Genomic DNA, 11,562 nt, shown 5'->3' with positions numbered 1-11,562 from the left:
TACTACGAAGACCACCCCGAACGGTTCCGCAACCGTCCACGAACCAAGAGCCCCAGCCCCGTGGTCGGCATCAACCTTCCCGCCGAAAACGACCCCGACCGACTCCACGCAGCTTGACAACGCCCGCCAGCAGACAAAGTTCGAGTGAGCGCCTGCCGGAATGCAATTCCGGCGCTAGCCTCCGGTTGCCGCGGGCACCCCCCGGTCGGCGGCGGTCTTCGGGGTGGTGACCGCGTCGCTCTCGGTGAATTCCTTGGTCCAGCACGCGAACTCCAACGTGATGCCGTCAGGGTCGAGAAAGTAGAACGACCGCACGTACACACCGGGGTGCACGGTCGCGGAGACCTGGGCGGCGCTTTCGTCGTGGTTCAAGATCGGCCCGACGCGGACCCCCTTGGCCTTGAGACGCTGCCGGTACTCGTCGAACTTCTCGGCGGGCACGTGAAACGCCAGGTGATTCATCGTGCTCACCGCGCTGACGATGTCGCCGATCCCGGGGATGGCCTCGGGCGAGGAGATGCCGGGCACCCGGTCCGGCGCGTCGGCGAACCAGAAGAACGCCACACAGTCGCCGTTGCCCGCATCGAAGAAGAAGTGCTGGCCCATCCCGCCCGGCAGGTCCAGCGACTTGACCAGTGGCATGCCCAGCACGTTCGAGTAGAAGTCGACGGTCTTGGCCATGTCCGAGCACACCAGTGCGACGTGGTTGATGCCGCCGAACTCGAACTCGGTGTTGGCGTTCCGGGGCTTGATCACGATTGCGCGCCTCCTCTGGCCATGGGCAGAAACTGAATCTAACATCAGGTTCAGTTTGAGATCAACGACCGCGAGGAGCGCTGAGGCAGGTGAGTGTCGGCCCCCGCGAACAGTTGCCGACACTGCGCGGACGCCAGACCCAGGCCGCGATCGATTCGGCGGCCCGCGCGGTCGTCGCCCGCAAGGGAATCCTCGCCACCACAGTCGCCGACATCGCCGGCGAGGCGGGCAGGTCGACCGCGTCGTTCTACAACTACTACGACTCCAAAGAGGCCATGGTCCGGGAGTGGGCGGTGCGGTTCCGCGACGAGGCTCGGCAGCGCTCGATGGCGGCCGCCCAACCCGGCCTCTCCCACAGGGAACGCTCCTATCAAGCAGCTGCCGCCCACTGGAACACCTACCGCAACCGACTGGCCGAGATCATCAGCGTGTCGCAGATGGCGATGGTCAGTGAGGACTTCGCCGTGTACTGGAACGAAATCTGTTCAGTGCCCATCGGTTTGATCACGTCACTGGTGAAACAGGCACAGCAGCAGGGCTTCTGCGCCGGCAGCGATCCCCGGCTCATCGCGGTGGCACTGGTGTCGATGCTCAACCAGTTCTGCTACACCCAGCTGTCCGGGCGTTCAACCCACGACGCCGCCGACATCGACGACGTGGCCTGCATCAACACGCTGGCCGACATCTTCTACCGGACCATCTACCACCGGGAGGCCGAGAACCATGAGTAGCACTGCGTCGCTGCAAACACCGGGAGTCACCAGGGAATTCGTCGGTCTGGATTCGACGACGGCCCGCAGGGCAGGCTCGGGAGGTCACCCGTGCCAGGGCATCTACCACCGTGGGGTGGGTCGCAAGCCCAAGGTGGCGATGATCGCGACGCACTATCAGATCGACTTCTCCGAGCACTACCTCGCCGACTACATGGCCACCCGCGGTATCGGCTTCCTCGGCTGGAACACCCGATTCCGGGGGTTCGAGAGCAGCTTCCTTCTCGACCACGCCCTGGTGGACATCGGCGTCGGCGTGCGCTGGCTCCGCGAGGTTCAGGGCATCGAAACGGTTATTCTGCTGGGCAATTCAGGCGGCGGATCTCTGATGGCGGCCTATCAGGCCAACGCCACCGATCACCACGTCACCCCGCTCGAGGGGATGCGGCCGGCCGCCGGACTCGACGACCTCCCGCCCGCCGACGGCTATGTGGCCAGCGCCGCGCACCCGGGACGACCCGAGGTGCTGACCGCCTGGATGGATGCCGCCGTCACCGACGAAGGTGACGCCGTGGCAACCGATCCCGATCTCGACCTGTTCAACGAACGCAACGGCCCGCCCTACGACGCAGAGTTCGTGCAGCGGTACCGGGCTGCCCAGGTCGCGAGAAACGACGCCATCACCGATTGGGCCCAGGCCGAACTCGTCCGAGTGCGGGCCGCGGGATTCTCCGACCGGCCGTTCACCGTGATGCGCACGTGGGCAGACCCCAGGATGGTGGACCCCTCGCTCGAGCCCAGCAAGCGACCGGCGAACATGTGTTACGCGGGAATTCCGGCCAAGGCCAACAGATCCACTCACGGCATCGCGGCCGCGTGCACGCTGCGCAACTGGATCGGGATGTGGAGCCTGCGGCATGCCCAGACCCGCGCCGAGCCGCATCTGGCCCGCATCGACTGCCCCGCGCTGGTCATCAACGCCGATCAGGACACCGGCGTGTATCCCTCCGATGCGCAGCGGATCTTCGATGCGCTCGGCGGCACCGACAAGACGCAGTGCGCGATCGACACCGACCACTACTTCACCACGCCGGGCGCCCGCACCGAGAAAGCCGATACCGTTGCCCAGTGGATCGCGCGCCGCTGGTGAGAGTCCTGGCCCACTTCGTTCCCGGCGACAAGGTGCTGGAATTCCTCGAGCCTCATGCCGATTGGCTCGACGTCCGGTTCTGCGCGGAGGACGACGACGACACGTTCCACCACGAACTGGCCGAGGCCGAGGTGATCTGGCATGTGCTGCGGCCCCTTTCCGGCGACGACCTCGTCGAGGGTTCGCGGCTGCGGCTCGTCCACAAGCTGGGTGCCGGGGTCAACACCATCGACGTCGACGTCGCGACACAGCGGGGCATCGCGGTGGCGAACATGCCCGGCGCCAACGCGGCCTCGGTCGCCGAGGGGACGGTGCTGCTGATGCTGGCCGCGCTGCGCCGACTACCGGAACTGGATCGGGCCACCCGGGCAGGTGAGGGCTGGCCGTCGGATCCCACCCTCGGAGAGACCGTGCGCGACGTCGGCGGCTGCACGGTCGGGTTGGTCGGCTACGGCAACATCGCCAAACGGGTCGAGCGCATCGTGGTCGCGATGGGCGGCGCGGTGCTGCACACCAGCACCGGCGACGACGGACACCCGGGCTGGCGCAGCCTGCCCGACCTGCTGGCCGTCAGCGACGTCGTCTCGCTGCATCTGCCGCTCACCGACGGCACCGCCCACCTCCTCGACGCGGACGCGCTGGCTCGGATGAAACCGGGCGCGATCCTCGTCAACACCTCGCGTGGCCCGATCGTCGACGAACACGCCCTCGTCGATGCGCTGCGCTCCCGCCGACTGGCCGCCGCCGGCCTCGACGTCTTCGCCGTGGAACCGGTTCCGGCCGACAACCCGCTGCTCGGGCTCGACAACGTAGTGCTGACCCCGCACGTCACCTGGTACACCGCCGACACCATGCACCGCTACCTGGAATTGGCGGTCGACAATTGTGAACGACTTCGTGACGGGCGGGACCTCGCGAACTTGGTGAACCAGGTGGACGGGTAGTCTCGGACCCAACCAACCGGTTGGGACCAGTCACGACGACGTGAAGAACAGGTGCAGCAGCTATGCCCATCGCGATCAACGAAGAGCACAACGACCTGGCCGACTCGGTGCGGTCCCTGGTGGCGCGGGTGGCGCCGTCCGAGGTGCTGCACGAGGCCCTCGAGACGCCGATCCCGAACCCGCCGCCCTACTGGAAGGCCGCGGCCGACCAGGGATTGCAGGGCGTGCATCTCGCGGAGTCGGTCGGCGGACAGGGCTTCGGCATCCTCGAGTTGGCCATCGTCGTCGCCGAGTTCGGCCACGGCGCCGTCCCCGGCCCGTTCGTGCCGTCGGCGATCGCCAGCGCGCTGATCGCCGCGAACGATCCCAAGGCCGCCGTCCTCGAACAGCTCGCCTCAGGCGAAGTCATCGCCGCCTACGCGATCGATTCCGGGTTGACCGCCACCCGTCACGGTGAGGCCCTGGTGCTGCGCGGCGAGGTGCGAGCGGTGCCCGCTGCGGCCCAGGCCTCGGTGCTGGTGCTGCCGGTGGCGATCGAATCGGGCGAGGAATGGGTGGTCATCGATGCCGACCAACTCGAGATCGAGCCCGTGGCCGGCGTCGACCCGCTCCGCCCGATCGCCCATGTCCGGGCCAACGCCGTCGAGGTGTCCGACGATCGGGTGCTGTCCAATCTGAGCCGGACGCTGGCGCGCGCCGTGATGTCGACGCTGCTGTCGGCGGAGTGTGTCGGTGTGGCCCGGTGGGCCACCGAGACCGCGTCGGAGTACGCCAAGATCCGCGAGCAGTTCGGCAGGCCGATCGGCCAGTTCCAGGCCATCAAGCACAAGTGCGCGGGAATGATCGCCGAGACCGAGCGCGCCACGGCGGCGGTGTGGGATGCCGCCCGGGCGATCGACGAGTTCATCAGCGGCAACAGCGAATCCGCCTACGAGTTCGCCGCAGCCGTCGCCGCGACGCTGGCACCGGTGGCCGCACAGCACTGCGCGCAGGACTGCATCCAGGTGCACGGTGGCATCGGCTTCACGTGGGAGCACGACACCAACGTGTACTACCGGCGCGCGATCGTGCTGGCGGCGTGCTTCGGCCGCGCCGCGGACTACCCCCAGCAGGTGGTGGACACCGCGACGACGACCGGTATGCGCTCCATCAACATCGACCTAGACCCGGACACCGAGAAGCTGCGCGACGAGATCCGCGCGGAAGTTGCTGCGCTCAAAGCACTTCCGAAGGACGAACGCACCACCGCCATCGCCGAGGGTGGTTGGGTGCAGCCGCACCTGCCCAAGCCGTGGGGCCGGGCCTCGAATCCGATCGAGCAGATCATCATCGCTCAGGAGTTCTCCACCGGGCGGGTCAAGCGGCCCCAGATGGGCATCGCCGCGTGGATCATCCCGTCGATCGTGGCCTACGGCACCCACGACCAGCAGCAGCAGTTCCTGCCGCCCACCTTCCGGGGCGAGATGATCTGGTGCCAGCTGTTCTCCGAGCCCGGCGCCGGGTCGGATCTGGCCAGCCTGACCACCAAAGCCACCAAGGTCGAGGGTGGGTGGCGCATCACCGGGCAGAAGATCTGGACCACCGGCGCGCAGTACTCCGCCTGGGGCGCCATGCTGGCCAGGACCGACCCGAGCGCTCCGAAACATCAAGGCATCACCTACTTCCTGCTCGACATGAAGTCCGAGGGCGTAGAGGTCAAGCCGCTGCGTGAGCTGACCGGCAACGCGATGTTCAACACCGTCTTCATCGACGACGTGTTCGTCCCGGACGAGATGGTGCTGGGCGAGGTGAACCGGGGCTGGGAGGTCAGCCGCAACACTCTGACCAACGAACGCGTCTCGATCGGCAGCAGCGAGCCGCCGTTCCTGGCGAGCCTCGAACAGTTCGTGGAGTTCCTGCGCGACGGACACTTCGACCAGATCGAGCAGCACGAGGCCGGCAGACTGATCGCCGAGGGGCACGCCGCCAAACTGCTCAACATGCGTTCGACGCTGCTGACCCTCGCCGGTGGCGACCCGATGCCTGCGGCGGCCATCTCGAAGCTGTTGTCGATGAAAACCGGTCAGGGCTACGCCGAGTTCGGGGTGTCGTCGTTCGGCACCGACGCGGCCATCGGCGACCAGGGGCAGCCCTCCGGCAAGTGGAGTGAGTATCTGCTGGCGGGACGGGCCACCACGATCTACGGCGGCACCAGTGAGGTGCAGCTCAACATCATCGCCGAACGACTGCTCGGCCTGCCGCGCGATCCCTAAGCTCGGATTGCCGGTCGCCAGACCGGGAACCCCACCGGAATGACCAACGATGTCGAGAAGCGGTTCAACCAGCCCGGGTCGTTCCGGGCGGCCGCCGTCTACATGTCTGCGGTGGTCGCCGTGGCGGGTGTGGCGTTTGCGATTTTTGCGTTCGCCGCCCGCGACTCGGTGTTCGTCGCGGCGATGGTGCCCGCGATCCTGTTCGCCGGTGGTGTCGGCGCGCTGATCCACACCTACCGCATCTGGAGAGCCGGCGGTGGCTGGTTCGCCTGGCAGGGCGCCGGGTGGTTCCTGCTGCTGCTGATGCTGGTGGCGCTGGCGATCCCGGGGTCAGCGTTCATGGCCGGCGGGGTGGAGTAGCCGAGATTGCCGTCAGCGCGCGCGAAACGGCGAAACAGCCGCGTGGAATACAGTTTCGGCGAGCGCTGGGCTATTCCATCTCGCGCAGTTGGCGCTTGAGGATCTTGCCGGTGGGATTGCGCGGCAGTTCATCGAGGAACACCACCTCGCGGGGCACCTTGTAGCGGGCGAGGTTCTCTCGCACGTAGGTCTTGATGGCGTCTTCGTCGATCGTCGCACCCTCGACCTTCACCACGAAGCACCGCAGCCGGGCTCCCCACTCCTTGTCCTCGACACCCAACGCGGTGGCCTCGACGACCTCGGGATGGCCGCTGACGAGGTCCTCGATCTCGGCGGGGAAGACGTTCTCGCCGCCGGAGACGATCATCTCGTCGTCGCGACCGCTGACGTAGAGAAGGTCGTTGTCATCGAAGTAGCCCACATCGCCGGAGGACAGCAGCCCGTCGATGATCTGCTTGCCGCCGCCGCCGGTGTAGCCCTCGAACGGGAAGAAGTTGCCGACGAAGATCCGGCCGACCTGACCGCGCGGCACCTCCTGGCCGTTGTCGTCGAGGATCTTGACCTTCATACCCCTGACCACCGGTCCGACGGTGGCCGGATTGATCGAGAGATCCTGCGGCCGAGCGATACTCGCGAATGCCACCTCGGTGGATCCGTACAGGTTGTAGATGACCGGACCCAGTTCCTTCAGCGCCCTGGTGGCCAGTTCGGCGCCCAACTGCGACCCGGAGACGAAGACTATGCGCAGCGAGGACAGGTCCGGTTTGGGTGAGGTCTTGTCGAGCTCGTCGAGCAGCCGGGACAGCATCACCGGCACCACGACCATCGCGGTGGCCCTGTTCTTCTCGATGTCGGCGAGCACGGTGGCGGGTTTGAACCGCCGACGCAGCACCAGCGTCGACCCCAGCATCATCGCGATGGTGGCGTGCAGGAAGCCCAGCGCGTGGAACATCGGCGCCGGCAGCGACGTCACCTCGGCGGCCTTGAACGGAACCGACGACAGCACCCCGCCGACCGGCGCCAGCGACGGCGGTGCGCTGCGGTTGGCTCCCTTGGGAGTCCCGGTGGTGCCGCTGGTCAGGATGATGATCGACGAGTTCTTGGTCGCCTTGGGCGGCGGACGCTTGTCGGTGCGGGCGATCAACTCGGCCAACGTCTCGTCGGTGCTGCCCGACGGCTCCTCGGAATCCGGGTTGACCCCGAGCGCACGCAGCTTGCCCAGCGCCGGGTCGGCGTGCGAGACGGCGGCGGTGTACTCGTCGTCGTAGATGACGAGCTTGCTGCCCTCCCGCTCGGAGACCTCCTTGATCTGCGGGCCGGAGAACTCGCTGTTGAGCAGAATGATGCGCCCGCCGACGCGGGCGGCGGCGTAGACCGACACCAGGAACCACCGGTGGTTGCGGGCCAGGATCGCCACCCCGTCGCCGCCCTTGATCCCCTTGGCGAGCAGTCCGTTGGCGACGGCGTTGACCGCGTCGTCCAACTCCTTGAACGTCATCTCGCCCTCGTCGTCGACGACCGCCGCGCGGAGCGGGTAGCGGCGCGTTCAGCGCGGGGATCATCCCGATCTCACCCCAGCGCCGGATGTCGGCGATGAAGGCCGCCATCGCCTGTGGCGGCTCGATCTTCAGGGCACCCGCTTCGAACATCTTCCGGGCGTAGTGCAGCTCGGCGGATCCGCGCTCGAGATACTTGCCGGCGGACTGCTGGACCTTGGCCACTACCTGCAAGGGGACATCGCTGAGCTTGGGCATGGGTCAACAATATGTGACCGCGATCGCAGTAGGTCTCAAACCTACGATGAAGGGATGGCTGCTCCCGAGTACCTGGAGATCGGCGGTCAACAGGTGCCGATCACCCATCCGGACAAGGTGGTGTTCGGCGATCTCGGTGTCACGAAGCTCGACCTGATGCACTACTACACCGCGGTCGCCGACGGCGCACTGCGCGGGGTGCGGGACCGGCCGATGATCCTCAAGCGTTTCGTCAAGGGGATCGGCCAGGAAGCGGTCTTCCAGAAGCGGGCACCCGAGAAGCGCCCCGACTTCATCGACGTCGCCGAGCTCAAATACGCCTCCGGGACCTCCGCCAAGGAGGCAGTGCTGCGTGATCCGGCTGGGCTGATCTGGGCGGTGAACCTCGGTTGTGTCGACCTCAACCCCCATCCGGTGCGCGATGACGACCTCGACCATCCCGATGAACTGCGCGTCGATCTCGACCCGATGCCCGGAGTGGGATGGCGGCAGATCCTCGACGTCGCCTTCGTCGCCCGCGAGGTGCTCGAGGATCACGGGTTGGTGGCCTGGCCGAAGACGTCGGGTTCGCGCGGCATCCACATCTACACGCGCATCCACCGTCGCTGGCCGTTCAAGCTCGTGCGACTGGCGGCCGAGGCGGTTGCCCGCGAGGTGGAGCGCCGTGCGCCGGAGTCGGCCACCGCACGGTGGTGGAAAGAGGAGCGCCACGGTGTGTTCGTCGACTTCAATCAGAACGCCAAGGACCGCACCGTCGCGTCCGCGTACTCGGTGCGCGCCACCCCGGATGCCCGGGTGTCCACACCGCTGTTCTGGGATGAGGTCGACGGCTGCCACCCCGAGGCGTTCACCATCGCCACCGTGCCCCGGCGTTTCGCGGAGGTCGGAGATCCGTGGGAGGGCATCGACGACGCCGTGGGCGGGCTGGAGTCGCTGCTCCACCTCGCCGACCGGCTCGGGCCGGCGGAGAAGGCGCCCAAGGGGACCCGGAGGTCGCCCGGGGGCGGACGGCAAGCTCGGGTCTCATCGAAGCCGCTGATCGAGATCGCCAGGACCAAGACCAGGGACGAGGCGATGGCCGCGCTGGCGTCGTGGCGGGAGAAGTATCCGGCTGTAGCCGAAAAGCTGCAGCCCACCGATGTTCTCGTCGACGGGATGCGAGGTCCGAGTTCGATCTGGTACCGCATCCGGATCAACCTGGAGCACGTTGCCGAAGGCGAGCGTCCGCCGCAGGAGACACTGCTGGCCGATTACAGCCCCTGGGCGAGCTACACCGGATCCCAGCAGCAGCGCAGAGGATGACGCCAAGTTACCGGCGAGTTTGCTGGCCGGAACGAACGCAGTTCTTAGCGAAGTATTAGTAGTTACTCCCCACGGCCTTAACTTGGCTCATTACGTTGACTGTTGTAACGCCCACTGAGGGCCATGTCAGCACGATCGAGGGAGGCTGCAATGTACGGCAATCCGACGTTCGACTGTGATGGCGCTGAAATCCGGGCGCACTGCCGCCAGTTGGCCACCGTAGTGACGATCAAGGGTGGGCTCGACGACGTCAACGTCGACCGGGCCACGCGATACATCCGGCGCTTCATCCTCGCCGAGAAGCCTTTCGTGCTCGACCTCAGCGGTGTCACATTCTTTACCCGGGATGCGATTTCGCTGCTGTTCACCGTCGACGACGTCTGCACCGCAGCAGGCGTGGAATGGTCGATGGTCGCCAGTCGCTCCATCGAGCAGACACTGCGCGACTGCGGCATCGAGTTCGCCGCGGCCGGGTCGGTGCCCGAAGCGCTGAATCACTTCGCCGACGCCATGGTCGCGCGACGCCAACTACTCCCCCTCCTGACCAAGACCGCGTAAGGATCATTGTGCTCATCGATGTTCGCTGGCTCCGGTACCTCCTCCACTCTCGTCACAAGTCAGATGCGGAGCACCTCGCACTGACCGCGAACTGATCGTTCGCCCCAGACTGTCGAGTTGCCCAACGGCTGACTCGCCACGATCTACTGTGCTCCTATGAGCGCTGCTGTTGACCACGTGACCGAGGCGGCGCATCGCGTCGTCTCGGAGCACGATCCACGGGCCGTGCCCGTACCCCAATTTCTCGGAGCCTAGCTTCGACGCGGGTCTGTCGTGGGTGCACTTCCCTGAAGGCCTCGGCGGCCTCGGCGTCTCCCGTGGACTTCAGGCTGTTGCCGACCGCATCTTGCAGGACGCCGGTGGCCCGGTTCCGCTGGCGCTCAATCCGATGGGCTACGGCATGGCCGCCCCGACGGTGCGCGAGCACGCGCAGACCGACGACGTCCGCAGGAAACTGTTGCGTCCACTGGCGACCACCGAGGACATCTGGTGCCAGCTGTTCTCCGAACCGGGCGCGGGGTCGGACCTCGCAGGTCTGGCGACCTCGGCGGTCCGCGACAACGACGATTGGGTCGTCAACGGACAGAAGGTCTGGACCAGTCTCGCGCACCGGGCACGCTGGGGGTTGCTTCTGGCCCGCACCGATCCGAACGTCGCCAAGCATCGCGGCCTGACCTACTTCGTCCTCGACATGCACGCCGACGGCGTGGAGACCCGTCCGCTGCGGCAGCTGACCGGGCACGCCGAGTTCAACGAGGTCTACATCACCGATGCGCGCATCCCCGATGCACACCGGCTGGGTGGGGTCGGCGAGGGCTGGCGGGTCGCGATGACCACCCTGATGAACGAACGCAGTGCACTCGGCGCGAGCGGCAGCCGGCGCGGGGCCGGGACCATCAGCGACGCCGTCGCACTGTGGGCGTCTCGGCCTGATCTCCACACCCCGGTGCTGCGCGATCGGCTCACCACCCTGTGGCTGCGCGCCGAGGCGCAGCGGCTGACCTCGGAGCGGTCCAGGGCGACGGCGACCGTCGGCGGGCCCGGACCCGAAGGGTCGATCGGCAAGCTCGTCGGCGCCGAACTCAACCAGCACATCTACGAGTTCTGCATGGACCTTCTCGGGCCGGAGGGCATTCTGTACGACGGCTACGAGATGCACGGCCGCGACGCCGACGCCGGTGACTGGCGCGGCTCGATCCAGCAGCGGTTCCTGCGCAGCCGGGCCAACACCATCGAAGGCGGGACGTCGGAAGTGATGCGCAACATCCTGGCCGAACGTGTGCTCGGGCTGCCGGGTGATCTGAGGGCGGACGCAGGGATGCCGTGGAAGGAGGTCCCGCGTGGCTGAGGAGCTTGCGGATCAGCCCGACGGGATGGCTGAGTTCAGCTTCACCGATGAGCAGAACCAACTACGGGCCGCCGTGCGCGCCTTCTGCGCCGAGCAGATCGACGAGAGTGCGGTGCGCGCGTCGATGACGTCGGACCCGCCGTTTGATCCGAAGGTGTGGGCCCGGCTGGGATCCGAACTCGGGGTCCTGGGGTTGGCCGTGCCCGAGGACGACGGCGGTGCCGGCGGCTCGTTGGTCGACCAGGCCGTCGCGGTCGAGGAACTGGGTGCCGCCCTGGCGTGCGGCCCACTGTTCGGCACGGTGTACCTGGCCATTCCGGCACTTGTCGCGGCTTCGGCGGGTGGTGATCTGCTGGCGCCGTTGGTCGACGGCACCCGCACGGCGGCGCTGGCCGTCGGTGACGCGGCCGGGGCCTTCGATGCCACGG

At 67.1% G+C, this 11,562-nt stretch carries 9 protein-coding genes and 2 pseudogenes; 9 read left to right on the top strand and 2 right to left on the bottom strand.

The window, feature by feature from the left end; genetic code table 11:
* Positions 1-174: 174 nt before the first annotated feature.
* The gene (locus tag WA965_RS02610) at positions 175-756 is read right to left on the bottom strand and encodes a VOC family protein (protein ID WP_526301253.1); all 582 of its coding nucleotides are present in this window, start codon (positions 754-756) and stop codon (positions 175-177) included.
* 89 nt (positions 757-845) lie between these two features.
* On the opposite strand from WA965_RS02610, the gene WA965_RS02605 reads away from it, so the two are divergent.
* The 5 genes from WA965_RS02605 to WA965_RS02585 all read left to right on the top strand — a co-directional run bounded on the left by WA965_RS02605 (position 846) and on the right by WA965_RS02585 (position 6,172).
* Positions 846-1,487 carry a TetR/AcrR family transcriptional regulator gene (locus WA965_RS02605; RefSeq protein WP_526301251.1) on the top strand — a complete coding sequence of 214 codons (642 nt, stop codon included), beginning with the start codon at positions 846-848 and terminating at the stop codon, positions 1,485-1,487.
* The gene (locus tag WA965_RS02600) at positions 1,480-2,616 is read left to right on the top strand and encodes an alpha/beta hydrolase family protein (RefSeq protein ID WP_526301250.1); all 1,137 of its coding nucleotides are present in this window, start codon (positions 1,480-1,482) and stop codon (positions 2,614-2,616) included. Before WA965_RS02605 ends, WA965_RS02600 begins: the two co-directional genes overlap by 8 nt.
* The gene (locus tag WA965_RS02595; protein ID WP_526301261.1) at positions 2,613-3,560 is read left to right on the top strand and encodes a 2-hydroxyacid dehydrogenase; all 948 of its coding nucleotides are present in this window, start codon (positions 2,613-2,615) and stop codon (positions 3,558-3,560) included. The genes WA965_RS02600 and WA965_RS02595 overlap by 4 nt, the downstream gene beginning before the upstream one ends.
* Before the next feature lie 62 nt (positions 3,561-3,622).
* Positions 3,623-5,812, top strand: coding sequence for an acyl-CoA dehydrogenase family protein (locus WA965_RS02590; RefSeq protein WP_526301248.1), 2,190 nt, complete (start codon positions 3,623-3,625; stop codon positions 5,810-5,812).
* 39 nt (positions 5,813-5,851) lie between these two features.
* A complete protein-coding gene (locus tag WA965_RS02585; RefSeq protein WP_526301246.1) occupies positions 5,852-6,172 on the top strand; it encodes a hypothetical protein in 321 nt (106 codons plus the stop codon).
* 70 nt (positions 6,173-6,242) lie between these two features.
* Here WA965_RS02585 and fadD2 read toward each other — a convergent pair.
* Positions 6,243-7,926: pseudogene (gene fadD2, locus WA965_RS02580) on the bottom strand (long-chain-fatty-acid--CoA ligase FadD2).
* Between the two features lie 54 nt (positions 7,927-7,980).
* On the opposite strand from fadD2, the gene WA965_RS02575 reads away from it, so the two are divergent.
* From WA965_RS02575 to WA965_RS02560, 4 genes and pseudogenes are all read left to right on the top strand, one after another.
* Positions 7,981-9,228 carry a DNA polymerase domain-containing protein gene (locus WA965_RS02575; protein ID WP_526301245.1) on the top strand — a complete coding sequence of 416 codons (1,248 nt, stop codon included), beginning with the start codon at positions 7,981-7,983 and terminating at the stop codon, positions 9,226-9,228.
* A 150-nt stretch (positions 9,229-9,378) separates the two neighbouring features.
* Positions 9,379-9,786 carry an STAS domain-containing protein gene (locus tag WA965_RS02570; protein ID WP_178359513.1) on the top strand — a complete coding sequence of 136 codons (408 nt, stop codon included), beginning with the start codon at positions 9,379-9,381 and terminating at the stop codon, positions 9,784-9,786.
* A 156-nt stretch (positions 9,787-9,942) separates the two neighbouring features.
* Positions 9,943-11,134: pseudogene (locus WA965_RS02565) on the top strand (acyl-CoA dehydrogenase family protein).
* A 25-nt stretch (positions 11,135-11,159) separates the two neighbouring features.
* The coding region (locus tag WA965_RS02560) for an acyl-CoA dehydrogenase family protein (RefSeq protein ID WP_526447027.1) at positions 11,160-11,562 on the top strand (403 nt) is incomplete at its 3' end.

It is taken from the genome of Mycobacterium sp., from assembly GCF_049683935.1.
Lineage (GTDB): Bacteria > Actinomycetota > Actinomycetes > Mycobacteriales > Mycobacteriaceae > Mycobacterium.
Note: the sequence above shows the minus strand (reverse complement) of the source record. Positions and strands in the feature narration are given on the sequence as shown.